Source organism: Pseudomonas sp. B21-040, from assembly GCF_024748695.1.
GTDB lineage: Bacteria > Pseudomonadota > Gammaproteobacteria > Pseudomonadales > Pseudomonadaceae > Aquipseudomonas.
The window spans coordinates 2,819,158-2,837,811 of record NZ_CP087176.1; the positions used below are offsets into that span (position 1 = coordinate 2,819,158).

21 protein-coding genes are annotated in these 18,654 nt (G+C 59.7%); 10 read left to right on the forward strand and 11 right to left on the reverse strand.

Annotated features, from left to right (window positions below; genetic code table 11):
• Positions 1 to 153 precede the first annotated feature (153 nt).
• The gene (locus tag LOY55_RS13060) at positions 154 to 1,179 is read right to left on the reverse strand and encodes a DMT family transporter (protein WP_046027589.1); all 1,026 of its coding nucleotides are present in this window, start codon (positions 1,177 to 1,179) and stop codon (positions 154 to 156) included.
• On the opposite strand from LOY55_RS13060, the gene LOY55_RS13065 reads away from it, so the two are divergent.
• From LOY55_RS13065 to LOY55_RS13075, 3 genes are all read left to right on the forward strand, one after another.
• Positions 1,174 to 1,737, forward strand: a complete 564-nt coding sequence (locus tag LOY55_RS13065; protein WP_109784646.1) for a helix-turn-helix domain-containing protein — start codon at positions 1,174 to 1,176, stop codon at positions 1,735 to 1,737. The genes LOY55_RS13060 and LOY55_RS13065 overlap by 6 nt on opposite strands.
• A gap of 184 nt (positions 1,738 to 1,921) precedes the next feature.
• Positions 1,922 to 3,325 (forward strand): LLM class flavin-dependent oxidoreductase, encoded by a 1,404-nt coding sequence (locus LOY55_RS13070; RefSeq protein WP_046027885.1) that lies wholly within the window; start codon positions 1,922 to 1,924, stop codon positions 3,323 to 3,325.
• A gap of 119 nt (positions 3,326 to 3,444) precedes the next feature.
• Positions 3,445 to 4,869 carry an FAD/NAD(P)-binding protein gene (locus tag LOY55_RS13075; RefSeq protein WP_258668023.1) on the forward strand — a complete coding sequence of 475 codons (1,425 nt, stop codon included), beginning with the start codon at positions 3,445 to 3,447 and terminating at the stop codon, positions 4,867 to 4,869.
• A gap of 226 nt (positions 4,870 to 5,095) precedes the next feature.
• On the opposite strand, the gene LOY55_RS13080 is transcribed toward LOY55_RS13075, so the two are convergent.
• From LOY55_RS13080 to LOY55_RS13090, 3 genes are all read right to left on the reverse strand, one after another.
• The gene (locus LOY55_RS13080) at positions 5,096 to 5,320 is read right to left on the reverse strand and encodes a hypothetical protein (protein WP_046027583.1); all 225 of its coding nucleotides are present in this window, start codon (positions 5,318 to 5,320) and stop codon (positions 5,096 to 5,098) included.
• A 107-nt stretch (positions 5,321 to 5,427) separates the two neighbouring features.
• Positions 5,428 to 6,162: an ABC transporter substrate-binding protein gene (locus LOY55_RS13085; protein ID WP_258668024.1), complete on the reverse strand. Its 735-nt coding sequence runs from the start codon at positions 6,160 to 6,162 to the stop codon at positions 5,428 to 5,430.
• 146 nt (positions 6,163 to 6,308) lie between these two features.
• Positions 6,309 to 7,052, reverse strand: a complete 744-nt coding sequence (locus LOY55_RS13090; RefSeq protein ID WP_223524665.1) for a response regulator — start codon at positions 7,050 to 7,052, stop codon at positions 6,309 to 6,311.
• A gap of 213 nt (positions 7,053 to 7,265) precedes the next feature.
• On the opposite strand from LOY55_RS13090, the gene LOY55_RS13095 reads away from it, so the two are divergent.
• Positions 7,266 to 7,526: a DUF2790 domain-containing protein gene (locus tag LOY55_RS13095; RefSeq protein WP_109784650.1), complete on the forward strand. Its 261-nt coding sequence runs from the start codon at positions 7,266 to 7,268 to the stop codon at positions 7,524 to 7,526.
• A gap of 54 nt (positions 7,527 to 7,580) precedes the next feature.
• Complete coding sequence (locus tag LOY55_RS13100; protein WP_258668025.1) at positions 7,581 to 8,639, forward strand: alpha/beta fold hydrolase; 1,059 nt, start codon at positions 7,581 to 7,583, stop codon at positions 8,637 to 8,639.
• Between the two features lie 65 nt (positions 8,640 to 8,704).
• On the opposite strand, the gene ppnN is transcribed toward LOY55_RS13100, so the two are convergent.
• A complete protein-coding gene (ppnN, locus tag LOY55_RS13105) occupies positions 8,705 to 10,078 on the reverse strand; it encodes a nucleotide 5'-monophosphate nucleosidase PpnN (RefSeq protein ID WP_046027571.1) in 1,374 nt (457 codons plus the stop codon).
• A 216-nt stretch (positions 10,079 to 10,294) separates the two neighbouring features.
• On the opposite strand from ppnN, the gene LOY55_RS13110 reads away from it, so the two are divergent.
• Together LOY55_RS13110 and LOY55_RS13115 are read left to right on the forward strand one after the other, a co-directional pair.
• Complete coding sequence (locus tag LOY55_RS13110) at positions 10,295 to 10,825, forward strand: DUF3087 domain-containing protein (RefSeq protein ID WP_077430280.1); 531 nt, start codon at positions 10,295 to 10,297, stop codon at positions 10,823 to 10,825.
• Positions 10,826 to 10,939: 114 nt separating this feature from the next.
• Positions 10,940 to 12,544 carry a sensor domain-containing diguanylate cyclase gene (locus tag LOY55_RS13115; protein ID WP_046027568.1) on the forward strand — a complete coding sequence of 535 codons (1,605 nt, stop codon included), beginning with the start codon at positions 10,940 to 10,942 and terminating at the stop codon, positions 12,542 to 12,544.
• Here LOY55_RS13115 and LOY55_RS13120 read toward each other — a convergent pair.
• The 3 genes from LOY55_RS13120 to LOY55_RS13130 all read right to left on the reverse strand — a co-directional run bounded on the left by LOY55_RS13120 (position 12,520) and on the right by LOY55_RS13130 (position 14,842).
• Positions 12,520 to 13,437, reverse strand: coding sequence for a LysR family transcriptional regulator (locus LOY55_RS13120; RefSeq protein WP_223524671.1), 918 nt, complete (start codon positions 13,435 to 13,437; stop codon positions 12,520 to 12,522). The two genes, LOY55_RS13115 and LOY55_RS13120, sit on opposite strands and share 25 nt — an antisense overlap.
• Before the next feature lie 23 nt (positions 13,438 to 13,460).
• Entirely contained in the window at positions 13,461 to 13,835 is a 375-nt protein-coding gene (locus LOY55_RS13125; RefSeq protein ID WP_258668026.1) for a DUF2784 domain-containing protein, read from the reverse strand.
• 74 nt (positions 13,836 to 13,909) lie between these two features.
• Positions 13,910 to 14,842, reverse strand: coding sequence for a sensor domain-containing diguanylate cyclase (locus tag LOY55_RS13130; protein ID WP_109784654.1), 933 nt, complete (start codon positions 14,840 to 14,842; stop codon positions 13,910 to 13,912).
• A 186-nt stretch (positions 14,843 to 15,028) separates the two neighbouring features.
• Between LOY55_RS13130 and LOY55_RS13135 the strand changes: the two genes are divergently transcribed.
• From LOY55_RS13135 to LOY55_RS13145, 3 genes are read left to right on the forward strand one after another with little or no spacing between them, the layout of a single operon-like run.
• Positions 15,029 to 15,730, forward strand: coding sequence for an AzlC family ABC transporter permease (locus tag LOY55_RS13135; protein WP_046027560.1), 702 nt, complete (start codon positions 15,029 to 15,031; stop codon positions 15,728 to 15,730).
• On the forward strand, positions 15,730 to 16,041 hold the full coding sequence (locus tag LOY55_RS13140; protein ID WP_175649005.1) for an AzlD domain-containing protein: 312 nt from the start codon (positions 15,730 to 15,732) through the stop codon (positions 16,039 to 16,041). The genes LOY55_RS13135 and LOY55_RS13140 overlap by 1 nt, the downstream gene beginning before the upstream one ends.
• A 59-nt stretch (positions 16,042 to 16,100) precedes the next feature.
• The gene (locus tag LOY55_RS13145) at positions 16,101 to 16,253 is read left to right on the forward strand and encodes a hypothetical protein (RefSeq protein ID WP_175648945.1); all 153 of its coding nucleotides are present in this window, start codon (positions 16,101 to 16,103) and stop codon (positions 16,251 to 16,253) included.
• A gap of 408 nt (positions 16,254 to 16,661) precedes the next feature.
• Here LOY55_RS13145 and LOY55_RS13150 read toward each other — a convergent pair whose 3' ends face one another.
• From LOY55_RS13150 to LOY55_RS13160, 3 genes are all read right to left on the reverse strand, one after another.
• Positions 16,662 to 16,934, reverse strand: coding sequence for a hypothetical protein (locus LOY55_RS13150; RefSeq protein WP_223524678.1), 273 nt, complete (start codon positions 16,932 to 16,934; stop codon positions 16,662 to 16,664).
• Between the two features lie 274 nt (positions 16,935 to 17,208).
• Complete coding sequence (locus tag LOY55_RS13155) at positions 17,209 to 17,889, reverse strand: SOS response-associated peptidase (RefSeq protein WP_258668027.1); 681 nt, start codon at positions 17,887 to 17,889, stop codon at positions 17,209 to 17,211.
• A 50-nt stretch (positions 17,890 to 17,939) separates the two neighbouring features.
• On the reverse strand, positions 17,940 to 18,653 hold the full coding sequence (locus tag LOY55_RS13160; RefSeq protein ID WP_109784657.1) for an ABC transporter ATP-binding protein: 714 nt from the start codon (positions 18,651 to 18,653) through the stop codon (positions 17,940 to 17,942).
• Between the last annotated feature and the right edge of the window lies 1 nt (position 18,654).

Genomic DNA, 18,654 nt, shown 5'->3' on the forward strand with positions numbered 1-18,654 from the left:
TTCAACGGGCCGGTTTAAACCCTTCTGGCCCCATCGCGAGCAAGCTCGCACACAGGGGCCAGTTGTGTTCACACTCTGGTGGCACAACGCAGAACCCATGTGGGAGCGAGCTTGCTCGCGATAGCTATTATCAGACGCCACAGATCTCGCGGTTTAACCCTGTGTTTCCCGCTCCAACTCCTCCGCCGCCGCAGCACCTTTACCCTTGGTCTTCAACTCACTCACAATCACCGCCGCCACGATCAAACCGGCACCCACCAGTGCAATCGCCGGCAGCCGCTCCCCGGCAATTCGCCCGACAATCCCGGCCCACACCGGCTCCCCGGCATAAATCAAGGTCGCGCGTGTCGGCGAGACACTCTTCTGCGCCCAGTTCATCGCCACCTGAATCGCCGCGCTCGCAGCGCCAAGGCCCAGCGCGCTGCACAACAGCAGCCATGAGAAGTCCGGAATGTGTTCCTGGGTCGGCACCACCATCAAGAACGACAACACCGACGTGGTCGCCAATTGCACCACGGTCACTCGACGCACATCGACCTGACCGGCATAGGTGCTGATCAGGATGATTTCTGCGGCAATCGCGATGGCGCTGATCAGCGTAGCGATTTCGCCAGGGCTGAAATTGAACGAAGCGCCGGCGGGTCCCGACAGCAGCATCAACCCGGTAAACGCCAGCATGATCCCGATGCTTGGCATCAGCCCCGGACGCCGCCCCAGTACCAACCATTGCAGCAACGGCACGAAGGGTACGTACAACGCGGTAATAAACGCCGACTGACTGCTGGGAATGCTCTGCAAACCCACCGTCTGCAAGCCATAACCGAGCATGATCGCCACCCCGATAAACGCCCCGGCCTTGAGTTCGAACAGGGTCAGTGCCCGCAGGTGTCGCCAGGAGAACAGCGCGACCAGACTCGCGGCAGCGGCAAAGCGCAGACCGACGAAAAACATCGGTCCACTGACGGTCATCGCATGCTGCACCAACAAAAAGGTTCCGCCCCAGACCATGGTGATCAGCACCAGCACGCACTCGGCTTTGCTGAACCGTGAGACGCGGGGGGAGGTGGGAGAAGAGTTCACTGACGTCATGACCTTGCGCGCTACTTGAGGGCGACGCACAATGCGCCGAATGTTGCGCAGTATACTGCCCAACCCCACCAAGTGAGCAATATAGTGCACAAAGATTCCACCCCGCGGGCTTCGGTCCTCCAGCACGTCAGCCAGAACGTCCGGCGCTTGCGCCACGCCGCTGACATGAGCCAGACCGTGCTGGCCGAAAAGTCCGGGGTCAGCCGCCGGATGCTGGTGGCCATCGAAGCCGGCGACAACAACGTCAGCCTGACCACCCTCGACCGCGTGGCCGAGGCACTGGACGTGAGGTTCAGCGACCTCATCCAGGCCCCGGACGCCCGTGACACGAGCCGCATCAACGAAGTGGCGTGGGCCGGAGTAATCCCCGGCAGCAAAGCCGTTTTACTGTCCAAGGCCACCGCCACCCGCGAAGTGGAACAATGGGAATGGTGCCTGCAACCGGGGGAAATTTACCCGTCGCAACCGGACGCCGAAGGCTGGAGCGAACAGATCTACGTGTTCGAAGGCTGCCTGACCCTGATGTTGGGTGACACCCCGCAGCACATTGCTGCCGGTGAGTTCTTTATGTTCGCCAGCAACCAGCCCCATGCCTATCGCAATGACGGGCCGGTGGCGGCGCGGTTTGTGCGCAACGTGGTGATTTGACTGTTGGCTCATCAACAGTGGATAGACACTTTGCTCTTTTAAAGCTGATGTTATTTCTTGGAAAGCACCTCAACCTGTTGAAATAACTTGCAATCATGTTCAGGCACGACTTCTGCAAATGCGAACAGAGCATTCACCAGAAACCCGGAGCCGGTCCATGACAACCCCCGCCAAACCCCCAAGCATCCGCCGCGAAATTCGTCTGAACGCGTTTGACATGAACTGCGTCGGCCACCAGTCGCCGGGCTTGTGGGCGCACCCGCGCGATCGTTCGTGGCAGTACAAGGATCTCGAATACTGGACCGATCTGGCGAAGATCCTTGAGCGTGGCAAGTTCGACGGTCTGTTCATTGCCGATGTGCTCGGCATCTACGACGTTTACAACGGCAATGGTGACGCGGCGATCCGCCAGGCCGCGCAGGTGCCGGTCAACGATCCGCTGCAACTGATTCCGCCAATGGCGCTGGTCACCGAGCATCTGGGGTTCGGCCTGACCGCGTCGTTGTCTTTCGAGCACCCGTATCCATTCGCCCGGCGCCTGTCGACGCTCGACCACCTGACCAAGGGCCGGGCCGGCTGGAACATCGTCACCTCGTATCTGGAAAGCGGCGCCAAGAATATTGGCCAGAAAAACCAGACCGAACACGACGCCCGCTACGACTTCGCCGAGGAATACCTGGAGGTTTGCTACAAACTCTGGGAAGGCAGTTGGGAAGAGGGCGCGATTCTGCGCGATCGCGAGCGGCGGGTCTTCAGCGACCCGCGCAAAATTCACGAGATCCGCCACGTTGGCAAACATTTCCAGGTGCCGGGCATTCACCTTTGTGAGCCTTCGCCGCAGCGCACACCGGTGCTTTACCAAGCGGGAGCATCGAGTCGTGGCAAACAATTTGCGGCCGAGCATGCCGAATGCGTCTTCGTCGCCGCACCGTCGAAAGTGCTGCTCAAGAAAACCGTGGCAGACATTCGTCGCCGTGCCGCCGAGGCTGGGCGCGATCCGCGCAAGATCCTGATCTTCAACCTGCAAACGGTGATCCTTGGCGAAACCGACGCGAAGGCCAAAGCCAAGTTCGAGGAGTACAAAACCTGGGTCAGCTACGAAGGTGCCATGGCGCTGATTTCCGGCTGGACCGGCATCGACTTCAGCCAGTTCAAACCGGATGAACCGCTCAAGCATGTGCACACCAATGCCATTCAATCGGCGGTGGAGGCGTTTTCCACGGCGGATCCGAACAAGGTCTGGACGCCCAATGAACTGGCGGACTGGGTCGGCATTGGCGGGTTCGGGCCATTGTTTGTCGGCAGCCCCGAGACAGTCGCCGATCTTCTGCAAGAGTGGGTGGAGGAGACCGACGTGGACGGTTTCAACCTGGCCTATGCACTGACCCACGAAACCTTTATCGACGCGGTGGAGTTGCTGGTGCCGGAGTTGCAGAAGCGTGGGGTGTACAAGACCGACTATGCGCCGGGGACCTTGCGTGAAAAATTGTTTGGGGAGGGGCCGCGTTTGGCAGACGTTCATCCCGCAGCGGGTTATCGGGATCTGGCGGCGTTGCGGCAGCAGGAGAAGAAGGTGGTATCTGCTTAGACGCCATCGCGAGCAGGCTCACTCCTGCAAAGGAGGGGTGTTTGTGTGCTGGAGGGCAAAACATTAAGGTGGCAGACAGTGGATTTTTATTCAGGGAGTCATTGACCGGTGAGTATGGAATGAGCGAAATCCAAAGCGGACAGGCCAACGACGCCATCCGCCATGCAGACATTCTGATTATCGGCGGCGGCCTCAGTGGCGCAATGCTGGCCGCGCAGTTGTTGCGCTTGCCTGGCCGGCGCTCGGTGCTGGTGATCGAGCCGCGCGCCGAGCTGGGTCGGGGCGAAGCCTATAGCGCGGTCGAGTTGGGCCATACGCTGAACGGCAACGCGGCGCGCATGAGTGTCGACCCGGACAACGCCGATGACCTGACGCAATGGCTGACCGAACACATCGCCGCCGGTGGCTGGCCGGAATCGGCCGAGCAACCTGTGCCGATCAGCGAGTTGTTCCCGCCACGCGGCCTGTTCGGCGTGTACGTGCAACAACGCCTGGCCGAGGCGCAAGCCGTCGGGGCGTTGAATGGCTCGACGGTCGAGCATGTGCAGGCCGAGGTGATTGATCTGCAAGCAGGCAATGATTCTGTACGGCTGACATTGAGTGACGGTCAACGCTTGCAGGGCGCTTATGCGGTGTTGGCGACGGGGATGTTTCCCGCGGCGCGCACACCGCAGACCGAGTCCAGCGGTTTGAACGCCGCGGCGCTGGATCCGTGGGATGTGGCCGCCATGCGCCAGCTCGATCCGCAGTCCACAGTGCTGATCATCGGTTCCGGCCTGACCATGGTCGATGCCGTGGTGTCGCTGGAGCAGGCTGGGCATCGTGGGCCGATCGAAGTGTTTTCGCGTCACGGCTTGCTGCCGCATGTGCGTCGCCAACCGCCGGCCTGGGTGGATTTCCTGGCCGAGGACCAGAGCATTCGCACACCTCGGCAGTTAGTGCGTGAACTGCGCCGGCACTGCCGGCAGGCCATCGCTGAAGGCATCGACTGGCAAGCACCACTCGACACCGTGCGTGCACACATTGGCCGGTTGTGGAATCAGGCGACGGACCGCCAGCGTCGGCAATTTGTGCGGCATGTTCGGCCGTGGTGGGAAAGTCATCACCATCGCTCGCCACCGCTGAGCGCTGCCTTGGTGGAACGGTTGCACAGGGAAGGGCGGTTGCGGATTCAGGCGGCGTCGTTCAAGGGCCTTGAGCCCGTGTCGCAGGGCGGCGTCAGCATCCGCATTCGTCGCCGTGGCGAAGAGGGCACCTGTGTGGTTCAGGGCGCAGCGTTGATCAATTCCAGCGGCATCGAATATGACTGGCGCCGGGTTGCTCGACCGTTGCCACAACAACTGTTGGCGCGCGGGTTGATCCGACCGGGGCCGTTGGCCTTGGGGATTGCAGCGGCTGCAGACGGCGCCGTGCTGGATGCCGGTGGTCAGGTTGCCACTCGCCTGTTCGCCATGGGCCCCCCGTTGCGCGGCATGTGGTGGGAAAGCACGGCGGTCACCGACGTCGCACTACAAGCCAAGGCCCTCGCCGCACGACTGACGTAGGAGCTGCCGAGCCTGCGAGGCTGCGTCCGGCCGCGCAGCGGTCGTAAAATCAGGCGATGCGGTGTTTCAGTCAAACCGAGTGAGTAGGGTTTACGACCGCTGCGCGGCCGGACGCAGCCTCGCGGGCTCGGCAGCTGCTACAGGAGCCGGTGTGTTTCCAGGAAAAACCCCGGGTAGATTGGGTCTGCCCGGGGTTTTTTGTGTGTAAGCGGCGCAAAGCTGTTGATCAATAACGCTGATATTTCGAACCGAACTCAGGGCGGTTTTCAGCGACGTACAACGTGGTCGGCTGGCTGTCCTTTTTATCGACTTCGACAGTGTTCACATTGAGGGTGGCCGGTTGGCTGACTTTCACTGCCGCGACAACCTGCGAGGTGGCGTGGGGGGCGGCGATAGCGGACGTTGCGCCAAGAACCGAGAGGGCGAAACCAAGACCGATGAGGCTTTTCATGGGGTTGCTCCAGAGCGTGGGAAGAAGATGTCGCCACTGTAGTGCTGGAGCCCGGCCATGAAAAAACACCCTTGGGCATAGTCGTTATCGAGCGCGCTGATCCGTTGTCAGCGAGGCGTGCGGTCGATCAGCCAGCGCTGCTTGATATGTTCCAAGCGTCCGTCGCGCCTCATCTCGTCCAGCGCCAGTTGCCAGCGCGCCACTTGAGCGGCATCGGTCTGCGGTGAAAATGCGATGTACGTACTTTGCTTCATCAGGGGCATCTGGTAGTGCAGCCGACTGGGCGCCAGCCTGACTTCTCGCGCCATCGCCGTGATGGACAGGGTATCGGCCACCACAAATTCTGCACGGCCCAGACTCGCCAGGCGCATCATTTGTTCGGGCGTTTCGACGCCGTACAGGTTGTTCAGGCCTTGCTGTTGCAAGTAGCTGTAGGCCAGCCATTTTCGCGGAACGGCGATTCGGCCCAGGCTGGCGGTCTCGCTCAGGGCGCGGACAGGGGGCAGGGTGCTGTCGGTGGCGTAGAGGGCCGTTTCCACCTCCATCAGCGGGCCGACCCACTGGTACAGGCCTTCGCGCTCGGCGGTGCGAAAGATAGTGAACACCCCGGTGGCGGGCTCGGTCCCGGCATCGCGCAAGGCCCGCAGCAAAGGGACTTGCTGCAAATGCACCGCGTCGCCCGTGCGTTGGGCCAACGCCTGCACCACATCCACACCAAAACCCACCAGTGTGTCGCCTTGCTGAAAGTGCAACGGTGGGTGGTTGTCGGTGAGCAGTTTCAGGTCTGCTGCGACTGCGCCAACACTCAGCAACAGCAGCAAGCAACCGGCAATGCGCTTCATAAATCGTCCCTGATGAAATGAATCGCGCAGCTTAGTACGAGCGGGCGGCACTGTCCCGAGGAATTGCCGGGGCTTTTGTGTCAGATCGTAGGATTTAAAGGCTGTGGGATTTGCGTATGTTTTGCCAGTTTCTATATACAAAACCCCTAGGAAGATTCTGCGCCAAGCAATTCCACCGGGTACGAGAACACGTAGCCTTCGCTGCGCACGGTCTTGATGTAGGTCGGCTCGCGTGAATCATCCAGCAAGCGTTGACGCAAACGGCTCACCAGCAAGTCGATGGAACGCTCGAACAGGTCGGCGTCGCGGCCTTGGGTCAGGTTGAGCAATTGGTCGCGGCTGAGTACCCGCTGCGGGTGATCGAGGAAGACGCGCAGCAAACGGTATTCCGCGCCACTGAGGGCCACCAGCGTGTCGTCTTCGTCCAGTAAGTGGCGGGCTGTGGTATCGAGGCGCCAGCGGCCGAAACCGAGCAGCCGGCCGGTTTCGGTGATGAGCAGGTTCGGCGGCAACATTCGCGTGCGGCGCAATACCGCATTGATCCGCGCCAATAACTCGCGGGCGGCGAAGGGTTTGGTCAGGTAATCGTCGGCGCCCATTTCCAGGCCGAGGATGCGATCGGTTTCGTCGTTGCGCGCAGTGAGCATCAAAATCGGTGTGGCTTTGTGTTTGCCGGCGCGTAATTCTCGGCACAACACCAGGCCGTCATCGCCGGGCATCATTAGGTCCAGCACAATCAGGTCCACCTGATTGGCTTCCAGAAAACTGCGCATCTGCCGGCCATCGGCAACCACTGTGGTGCGCAGGCCGTTTTTCTTCAGGTAATTGCCCACCAGCTCGCGGATCTCCCGATCGTCATCGACGATCAGGATGTGGTTCACATGGTCCATTGCACAAACCTCTTCTTATTAGTTCGCTGCGTGCTACACGGCGCCATGCAGATTTGTATCGCACTGTATCGGGCGCGCTGTTTGACACCTTACGCCTTAATAACGCCGTTTTGACGACACATGGCAGATACCTTGGGGCGGTTGAATGGGCTCCATCGAGACAAGACGACTTGCCTCACCACCACCGCCTATCGCAGCCCTGAGGAAATCACCATGAACTGGAACACACTCGTTGCCGCCAGCTTCTTCGCTGTCCTGAACATCGCTGCGTTTTCAGCCCATGCCGATGATCAAACCCAGGCGCAGGTCACTGCTCACGGCGCGCATCTGGATATCAAGAAAGTGCTGTCCACTGAAGACTCCGGCAGTGGTTGCGGCATTGTCAATGCTCGCCTGAACTACCTTGATTCCAGCGGCACGCACAAGGTTCTCGATTACAGCAAACTCGCGGACTGCGCCAATCAGGGCGGTTGATCGGCCCACTACGTCGTCCAAAACAATCGTTGAATGACTTATAGGGAAATCACCATGAAGATGAATGTGTCGGGCAATAAAACCGAATCACGAGGCCGCCGTTTGATGGGACCCGCGGTGCTCGCCTTTGCGCTGATGCAGTTCGGTGTTCTCGGTGCGGCCAGCGCCCAAACCAGCACCACGGCCACCGCAGACTCGGCGGTGGCCAAGAAGGACACCTTCGGCGCGCTGAAACATGTCAAGGCTGGCTTGCTGGACGTGGCTTACGCCGAGGTCGGCCCCGCCAATGGCCCGGTGGTGATTCTCCTGCACGGTTGGCCCTACGACATTCACAGCTATAGCGAAGTGGCGCCATTGCTGGCGGCCAAGGGCTACCGAGTGCTGATCCCGTATGCGCGGGGGTATGGCGACACGCAGTTCCTGTCCGCCAAGACCTTGCGCAATGGCCAGCCTTCCGCGCTGGCGAGCGACGTCATCGATTTCATGGATGCCCTGAACATCAAACAGGCCGTGCTTGGCGGCTACGATTGGGGCGCGCGTTCGGCAGACATTGTGTCGGCGTTGTGGCCGGAGCGGGTCAAGGCGTTGGTCTCGGTCAGTGGCTATCTGATCGGCAATCAGGCAGCGGGCAAGAACCCGTTACCGCCCAAGGCCGAGTTGCAATGGTGGTATCAGTTCTATTTCGCGACCGAGCGCGGCCAGGCCGGCTACGAAAAAAATCGTCACGACTTCGCCAGGTTGATCTGGGAACTGGCGTCCCCGAAATGGAAATTCGACGACGCGACCTACGACCGCAGCGCCGCTGCCCTGGACAACCCGGACCATGTCGCGATCACGATTTTCAACTATCGCTGGCGGTTGGGCATGGTTCAGGGAGAGCCGCAATACGAAGCACTGGAGCAACGCCTGGCCAAGGCTCCGTCCATCACGGTGCCCACCATTACGATGGAAGGTGACGCCAACGGCGCACCGCACCCGGCAGCCGAGGATTATGCCAAGCGTTTTACCGGCAAGTATGAGTACCGGCTCATCACCGGCGGCATCGGCCACAACCTGCCACAGGAAGATCCGCAAGCCTTTGCCAAAGCGGTGATTGACGCTGATCACCTGTAGCCACGTTAACCCCTGTAGGAGTGAGCTTGCTCCTACAGGGGTAAATAGTGTTGGTCAGGTCGAGGTTATGCCACGACCTGATAACACGGCACATACGCCGCGCCGCCCGGCAGCTTCATGCGGTGCTGGGCGACGAAGGCTTTGAGCAGTTGATCCAGCGGACGCATGATCGCCGCATCGCCCCGGATCTGGTACGGCCCGTGTTGTTCGATCAGGCGGATGCCTTTGTCCTTGACGTTGCCGGCGACAATGCCGGAGAACGCGCGACGCAGGTTGGCGGCCAGTTCGTGGGCCGGCAGGGTCAGGCTCAGTTTCAGGTTGGCCATGTTTTCGTGGGTCGGGTCGAACGGGCGCTGGAAGCCTTCGTCGATTTTCAGCAGCCAGTTGAAATGGAACGCGTCATTGCGCTCGCGACGGAACTGTTTGACCGCTTTGAGCCCCTGCGTCATCTGCCGTGCGACTTCAGCCGGATCGTCGATGATGATCTCGTAATGTTTCTTCGCCGCGTCACCCAGCGTGGCGCCGACAAACGCGTCCAGTTGTTCCAGATACGGTGCGGCATGTTTCGGCCCGGTGAGAATGACCGGGAAGGGCAGGCCTTCGTTGTCCGGGTGCATCAGGATGCCGAGCAGGTACAGGAACTCTTCGGCCGTGCCTGCACCGCCGGGGAAAATGATTATGCCGTGGCCGACGCGCACGAACGCTTCCAGACGTTTTTCGATGTCCGGCAGGATCACCAGCTCATTGACGATCGGGTTCGGCGCTTCGGCGGCGATGATGCCCGGCTCGGTCAAGCCCAGATAGCGACCGCCGTGGATACGCTGTTTGGCGTGGGCGATGGTCGCGCCTTTCATCGGGCCTTTCATCACGCCGGGGCCGCAACCGGTGCAGATGTCGAGGCTGCGCAGGCCCAGTTCGTGGCCGACTTTCTTGGTGTATTTGTATTCTTCGGTGTTGATCGAGTGGCCGCCCCAGCAGACCACGATCTTCGGCTCGACGCCGGGGCGCAGGGTGCGGGCGTTGCGCAACAGATGGAACACGTAGTCGCTGATGCCCTGGGAAGTGCTCAGGTCGATGCGCTGGCTGTCGAGTTCGTTTTCGGTGTAGACGATGTCACGCAGGGCGCTGAAGAGCATTTCGCGGGTGCTGGCGATCATTTCGCCGTCGACGAAGGCGTCGGCCGGGGCATTCAACAGTTCCAGGCGTACGCCGCGGTCCTGCTGGTGGATGCGGATTTCAAAATCCTTGTAGGCTTCGAGGATGGTCTTGGCGTTGTCGACATGGGCGCCGGTATTGAGGATGGCCAGGGCGCACTGGCGGAAAATGTTGTAGGTGCTGCCGGAACCGGCTTCGCTCAGTTGTTGGACTTCGCGTTGGGAGAGGGTTTCCAGGCTACCTTTTGGGCTGACCGAGGCGTTGATTACTTGTCGTTGGGTCATTCAAAGATCCTTAAAACGATGTCATTCACTGAACGGCGGGAATGGCATCTGAATAGTGTGTATCCATGGATGAAGATGGCACGAACCGAGCTGTATCGCCATGTTCCCCGTTTGACGATGAAAAGATGAAAAGGAGCCCCAGCATAGCTAAATCCCGCGCAGAGGCGATAATGCGCCGCAGTCTTTTTGTTCATGCCCCCAAGGAACCCTGTCGCGATGTTCGAAATCCAGCCGAAGAATGCCCAAACCTATCGACAACAGACGCGACGCAGTACGGTGATAATTGCCCTGATTTTCCTGGCGCTGGCGATGGGGCTGTCCACGGCCGCGGTGGCGTTGTTCGGTGAACCCGGTGGCGACAACCTGCGATTTAACGTCGGCGGCGTTTTCGTCGCGGTGCTGCTGATAGTGGCGCTGATGCGCGGCAAACTCTGGAGCCAGCCATGGATGGCCGCGGCGGTCTACGGCTGGCAGCTCAAGCGCAGCCTGATGAGCGTGACCAACATCATGCATCAGGTCACCGCAGCGGTGGCAACCGGTGATCCAGTGGCCATGAAACTGCTGCGTTTCTACCACCTGGGTTTGCACCAGATGCATGAGTTGGACGGCAACTCCAGCGACCACGGCCAGTTGACTCGTGAGATGGATGAGCACAAGGCGCGCATGCAAGCATTGGGCATCGATACCGAACAAACCCGCCTGGATCCGGCCTGGCTTGAGGCGGTGAAACAGTCCGGCAAGTCATGACCTCAGGGCGGATTCCCGCCACAAACCCCGTCACGCGGTCAGTAAATCACCTATCGTGTTGTTGCGATGGGCGAACAGGAAAAGTCGCCTTGTCATCACCAGTCAGGGATTGTCATGGGGTACTCGTCCATTAAAGATCCGATTGAAAGCCCCCAGCCCGCCACGCCCGGGGCGCCCGGTCAGCTCGAGTCACGGCTCAAGGTCCGATACGCGGTGGTGCTGCTCGTGGCGGTGTGCCTGTCGATGACGGCGATTGTGATCTGGGAAGCCTGGACCTCGCGCCAATACCACCTGCATGACAAAGAAGTGGCGATGTCCAACCTGGCCCAGACTCTGGCGTCGCAGGCGCAGTCGTCGATCAAACAGGCCGATACGCTGCTCTTTGCCTTGGTAGACCGCCTCGAACACGAAGGCATCGACGCGCAGCAATTGCCCAGGTTGCAGCGATTGCTCAGCGCCGAGCGTGATGAGCTGAAGCAACTTCATGGCCTGTTTGTCTATGACGAACACGGGAACTGGATCGCCAATTCCAATGGTGCGGAAGGGACCAATGCCAATAATTCCGACCGTGAATATTTCATCTTCCATCGTGATCATCCTGACCGTGGCCCGCACATCGGTCGGTCGATAAAAAGTCGCTCGAGCGGTGAATGGATCATGACCGTCTCTCGCCGGGTCAATCATGCCGATGGCCGGTTCGCCGGTGTGGCCCTGGCGACGATTTATCTCAGTCATTTCCTGGACCTGTACGACAACATCGACATGGGCAACAACGGGGTCATCAACCTGATTGCCGATGACGCCAGCATCATTGTTCGCCGGCCATTCAATGAGGCCGACATTGGCAGCAGTGTCGCCAAGGGGCCGCTGTTTACCGAGTTGTTACCCAAAAGCGATGCCGGCACCGCGACGGTCAAGTCTTCTGTGGATGGAGTCGAACGGGTGACGGGGTATCGCCGTGTCGACGGCTATCCACTGATCATCTTCGCCGCGCTGGACAAGAAGGAAGTGCTGGCCGGCTGGCGTGGCGAGACAGCGCTCAGCGCCGGGATCATGTTGTCGCTGCTGGCATTTCTGGGCGCGCTCGGTTACCGCCTCATTCGCTTCATGAAGCAGCAACATCATGTCCAGAGTGTCTTGCTCGATGCGCGGGAGAAGCTCATCGAGGTCAATCGCAGCCTTGAGTTGCTGGCTCTTGAGGACGCATTGACCGGGCTGTCCAACCGGCGTCAGTTCGACGTGTTTATCCTCGCGGAAATGGGCCGTGCCCGGCGCACGCTGACCCCACTGGCGCTGCAGATGATCGACGTTGATCACTTCAAGAGTTTCAACGACCGCTACGGCCATGTCGCCGGCGATGAGTGTTTGCGCAGGGTCAGCGCGATCATCAAGGACAATATCAAGCGTCCCGGTGACCTTGCGGCTCGTTATGGCGGTGAGGAGTTCACGGTGGTGCTGCCGGGTACTGACTATGTAGGCGCGTTTCTGGTGGCCGAAAAAATACGCCTCGCGGTCCTGAGCGCGGGCATCGAGCACAGCGAAGGCGTCGAGGGCCGGATAACGGTCAGCATTGGTGTGTGTGCCTTCAACCCGGCTTCACAAGATCAGCCCGACGATTTGGTCAGCGCCGCGGACAAGGCGCTGTATGTGGCCAAGGCCAGCGGGCGGAACATGAGCGTGATTGCCGACGGCGTTCAGACAAACCGGTCACTGCCCTGAACGAGCTGGGTGCAAAGGTACGACTGCTTGAGTTTTTCCAGCCACCAGCCCAATGCACGACCGTCATGATCGCCACGCCAGCCGGCATACAGAATGTTTGGCTCGCGCGGGTCAGCCATCAGCTTCTCAATCAGCGTGCCGTTTTTCAGTAGCGAGCCCACCCGATGCCGGGGTAACCAGCCGACGCCCAGGCCATCGCATTGAGCAAGAATTTTGGCACGCATGGTCGGCACGGCCAAAACCGGTTGGCCGCCAGACACACCGTAGGTGCTGCCTTCGGTGCCCCGGGACGAATCGGCCACCACAATCGCCCGATGTTGCGCCACCATCGCCCGTGAAATCGGCTCCTTGGCCTTGGCCAGCGGGTGTTTGGGCGACACCGCGAACACCCACTCCATTTCCCCCAGTTGCATCCAGCGCAAGGTCGGGATTGTCGGTGGTTCGTTAGTGGCGCCAATGATCAAGTCGGCGCGGCCTTCGCGCAGGGCTTCCCAGACACCTTTGAGCACTTCCTGGGTGATGCGCAGCGGCACGCCGGACGCCAGCGCATCGAACTCGTGGATCACCGGAATCAGGGTTTCGAATTCGAGCAGTTCGTCGGTGACAATCCACAGCCGGCTTTCCCAGCCGTTGGCCACTTGCTGGACCCGTTGGGTCAGCCGGGACACGTCCTGCATCAACCGCGCTGCCTCGTTTACCAATAATTCGCCGGCCGGGGTGAGCTGCAAGCGATAACGACGGCGATCGAAAAGCAGCGCGTCGAAGCGCTCCTCCAATTGCCTCGCGGCGTAGGACACGGTCGATGGTGCCTTGCCCAGGTGAGCGGCGGCCCGCGACAGGCTGCCGGTCTCGCGGATGGCTTGGAGCAATGTCAGGTCTTCAAGCGACAACATGGATTCAATCCTCGGCGTTTGTTTCAGGCGGCCCGGCGCAGTTTCCAGCGCCGGATCAGCCGAAGATAAACCAGCACGTTGATCGCCAGCACCACGCTACCCAGCGCCAGTTGAAGGGTGGGCGTCAGGCCGGCCGGGTAAATCACCGGCCACACGTAGTGTTCGATAAAACCGCCGCCGTAACCGGCTTGCCCGGCCGCCTGGCGCATCAGGTTTTCCCATTGAGTCAGCGGGCAGGTCAGGTGCATGACTTCTACCGTCACGCCCCACGCCGCGGCGGGCAGGTGCGCCCAGATCAACGGCCGCCATTTGAGCACCAGCAAGCCGCCGAACAGGACGAACAGAATGAACAGCAAATGAAGCAGCAGCAGCCCATCGGCGGCGATCCGGTACAGCATGTCGACTCCCTGACCCGTTATGCGAATGGCTCCATGGTACTCGGGCGCTGGCGGCTGCTCTATGGGGAGTGTGCTCAGCGAAAATCAGCGAATTCGGCGCGCATCCTGCCGTTGTGTTTGGCTCGATAGAGCAACTTGTCGACCTGCTCGATGAACGCCAGTGCGTTCGCCTGCAGCGGGGCGACGGTGGTGCCGACACCCAGGCTCACGGTCAACAGTGGCGCCACCGGGGAATATTCATGGGCAATGTGCTGCTGACGAATCAGGTGCAGGCATTTGCGCGCCACGAGCCTTGCCGATTCAGCATCGGTTTCCGGGAGTAGCCAGACAAATTCTTCACCGCCGATCCGGGCGATGAAATCACGCGGTCGATTGGCGGCCTGGGACAACGTCTGGGCGACCTGGCGCAAGCATTCATCACCCTTGATGTGGCCGTAGTGGTCGTTGAATTGCTTGAAGTAGTCGATGTCCAGGATCAGCAACGAAAGCGGCAGGCCTGTGCGCTGGGCATGGCCCCATTCGCGCGCCATCACCGTATCGAACATGCGTCGGTTGGCGATGCCGGTGAGGCCGTCCTGGAAGGAATACTCTTCGAGTTGCTTTTGCAGTCGGCTCAAGTGCTCCTCGGTTTTCTTGCGTTCGCTGATGTCGAACATGAAGCCCACCAGTGCCTCGACTTCTCCGTCCTTGCGCACCACGTGCACCACGTCGCGTATCCACACGTAGTCGCCGCTTTGCGTCAGCGCCCGATAATCCGCCTCATGATCGACCCCGGCCCGTGATTGCGAGACACAGAACTCCACCACGTAATCGCGATCATCCGGGTGCATGCGCTCGACCCAATCATTGACCGTCACCCAACTGTCCTGCTTCCAACCCAGCAGCGCCTCGATCTGAGGGCCGATATAGCTGAACGTCATGGTGTTCCAGTCGATTCGCCAGGGGATCGCATTGGTCGACTCAAGCAGGGTTTTATAGACGGCACTGGCGGGTTCGAGTGAGCTCATGAAGGGCCTGGTCTCTGGGGAATATTCAGCGCCATCATGTTGCTACTATCGAGGCGAAGCAAGCGCCAAGCCGATGAATGGAACACCTTCGCTGCACACGCTCACCGCGCAAATGCGCAAGATTGTTCAAGCCTTCGGGCGCGGCGGCTGGCACAGTCTCAGGTCTTTCACCGGTTGTAGGGCGTTATGTCGAATTTACTCATGCCACGCAGTGCGTTTCTTCGTGGTGCCGCGGCGATCATGCCGCTGTCCCTGGCCACCGCGCCTTGGGGGTTGCTGGCCGGGTCCATGGCCATCGAGGCCAATCTCACGCCGCTGCAAGGCCAGGGCTTGTCGAGCATTGTGTTTGCCGGTGCCGCGCAACTGGTCGCCATCGGCATGCTCAAGGGTGGCGCCGGGATCTTTTCGATATTGCTGACCACTTTATTGCTGACTTCTCAACATTTGCTGTACGGCATGAGCATGCGTTCGGTGATTTCCCCGTTGCCGGGGCGTTGGCGGGTAGGGCTGGGCTTTTTACTGACTGACGAACTGTTCGCCTTGACCAGTCAGCACGACAAGCAGCAATTCAATCGCTGGTACGCGTTGGGGGTAGGGCTGACGTTTTACATCGCCTGGAACCTGTTCACGCTTGCGGGCATCGTGCTGGGCAGCAGCATTCCGGGGCTGGAGCATTTGGGCCTCGACTTCTCCATCGCCGCCACCTTCATCGCCTTGATCACGCCGGTGGTGCGCAATGTGCCAACCGTGGTGTGTGTCGCGGTGTCGCTGTTCTGTTCGGTGTTGTTCAGCTACTGGCAATGGGGCTCGGCGCTGGTGCTGTCGGGATTGGCAGGCATGACCGCCGGTTTTATCTGCAACAAACTCTACGTGGGACGCACAGCATGATCGTTTGGGCGGTAATTTTCGGAATGGGCGTGCTGGTGTTTCTCAACCGCTACGTGTTTCTTGAACCCCGGCTGCCGGTGCGGTTGAGCAGCAATGCCCGGCAGTTCCTCGGTTTTGCAGTGCCGGGCATGTTGACCGCGATCTGCGGGCCCATCGTGTTCATGCCTGACAAACAGCTGAACCTGCAATGGGACAACCCGTACCTGATCAGTTCGCTGGTGGCGGTGGGGTTGGTGCTTTACACCCGTAATACCTTGCTCAGCATGCTCCTGAGCATGGGGTTTTTCTTTTTGCTGCGCTGGTGGCTCTGAATCGAACGTCCGAATTTGTTCTACGCTTAATGAATCCCTTCACAGGAAGAGAGGTGCGCATGGCTAACGATCAAAAAAGTCCGGATTTTGAAGATGAAGATGAACCCTCGGAGGAAGAGATCAAGCGTCAGGAACGTTCGCGGCAGGACTGGAAACATGATGACAGTCGTGAGCTGTCGGACCGCGATGAAGAGCGTCCGCTTAAGCCCTGACTGATCCCTCCAAGACACGCCTAACCTTGTAGCAGCTGGCGAAGCCTGCGTCCGGCTGCGTAGCAGTCGTAAAATCTGACGCCGCGGTGTTTCAGAAAATCCGTGCATTCAGGATTGACGACTGCTACGCAGCCGGACGCAGGCTACGCCAGCTGCTACGGATTGTGCCTGGATGAATCACACCGCCTCGTTCCAGCGTATGTGCGTGATGCCCAGTTGCTGAGCCATCAAGCGAGCCGTTTCAAGGGTGGCGTGTGCCGCGATCTTTCGTTCGGACTGTGGATAGGCATGGGCGGAGGCCGAATGAATCGCGTCCACGAAAGAAGGAGGCCCGTAGGCCTCTACTACTGAGAGTGCAACGCTGTGCGGTTCGTTCAGCTCTTCTGCTGAGCGGGACCGGGGATCATTTCAAAGGTCTTCCAGACACGGAAAATCCGGGTGGGAAGCCCGATAGCCCAAGGCCTTGTCGATCCATGCATTCAGCTCGTTGACCATGACCGGCGGTTGGCCGGCGTAGTTCGAGAGGGTTGAACGCAGTATGTCGTCGATATTGGGGGTAGAGCGCAGGTTTCGGGTCTGTATGTATTGCCCGATAAAGCAGTCAAGTTGATAGCGTTCCGTCATCGACAGGTACACACACTCCAGGCTGCTGACTTGATTGATTACAAGATCGTCGCGCAACTTAGTTCTCTGCAGGCTTGTTGATATTTAAGGATTTCCTTCTTTGTTGACTGTTTGGTCAACTGGGCGGTGCCACGGGAAACGCGGCGCGCATCCTAGCTTTAGTGTTTCTAAATGTATGTATGGCGAATGGATTGTCAGACAAGCGGTAATTGGGACAATAAGGCATACAACGGGAAGTGTTTCTAATATGAAACAGTCTGTGTAACGTTTATGCCGGGCATAGGTTTAGTTAAAACTTGCCTATATAGACAAACCTGCTTGGGCGGTCAGTTTAAATAAGCTTATTAATCAATGAACAACCTTGATTCCTGACATCCCCGACAGCTTTGTCGACCCTGTACCACTCAAACGTTTCGCTAGGTTCACCCTGTAAAAGCACCATCTGCTCGGCACGTTCCCTGGGTGTGGCCGGATCGAGCCATTCCCGTGCCAGCTCTGGGGACAACACCACCGGTCGCCGGTCATGTATGTCGAGCATGCCGCCCGCGCTGTCCGCCGTGATGATGACAAAACCGTCGTCGCTGCGCGGCTTGTTGCCAGCGCCGGGAAACTGACCAATGGCCGCGCAGCAAATCGGCGCGCAATCGCGTCGGCGAATCAACCATGGCAATCGCGTCGAATCCCCGGCATCGACCCATTCAAACCAGTTGTCGATCGGCACAATCGCCCGGTGTGGCCAGATTGCGCGGAAGAACGGCCCGTGAGCGACTTTCTCAACCCGCGCGTTGATTGGCGCCGCGCGATCTTTTGCCCAGTGCGGCCGCCATCCCCAGCGCACCGGATCGGCGTGCAATCCGTCAGGCTCAAGGTGCAGCAGGGCGAGTTGGGTGGTGGGCGCCGCGTTATAGCGCGCCAAGGGTTCGTTCCCGACGTGATTGATCATCGCGTCGGGAATACTCAGCACGGCGACAAAATCATGAATGCCACGGTATTGCGACAGTCGTCCACACATCGGCTGACCCTGCGGTTGGAAAGCACTGGCGGGAATGCTCAGCTTAGCCTTCAGATCACATGGGCACGCTGCAGTTCGGTCAATGACAACGCCTTCAAACCCGCCAGCAGCGAATCGCGCCGATCCCGTGGATGAGGCAGTTCCACGGCCAATTCCTGCCGGACGCTGCTGGGGCGATTGTCCAATATCAGTACCCGGTCGCTGAGATAGAGCGCTTCATCGACATCGTGGGTCACCAGCAACAGGGCAATGGCGTGACGCTCGGCGAGTTGCAGCAACAGATCCTGCAGCTTCATGCGCGTAAAGGCGTCCACCGCGCTGAAGGGTTCGTCCAACAGTAAAACCTGCGGTCGCGAATACAACCCCCGCGCTATCGCGACTCGCTGAGCCATGCCCCCGGACAGGGCTTTGGGCAGTGCCTGGGCGAAACCGCCAAGGCCGACTTCTTCGATCAGTTGCGCGACCCAGGCTTTGTCGTAATGGGAATCGGCGCTGAAACCGATGTTTTGCTCGACCGTCAGCCAAGGCATCAGCCGGGGTTCCTGGAAGACGAAGGCCACTTCCCCGGCGCTGTGACGCACTTCGCCCTGGAAGTCCTTTTCCAGCCCGGCGGCGATGCGCAGCAAAGTGCTTTTGCCGCAACCGCTGGGGCCGAGCAGGCTGACGGTTTCCCTGGGCCGCAATTGCAGGTGAATGTTTTTAAGGACGGTGGTGGTGGCGAAGGTTTTACGCTCGATTCGAATGTCCAGCAGGTGTCGGGTCATG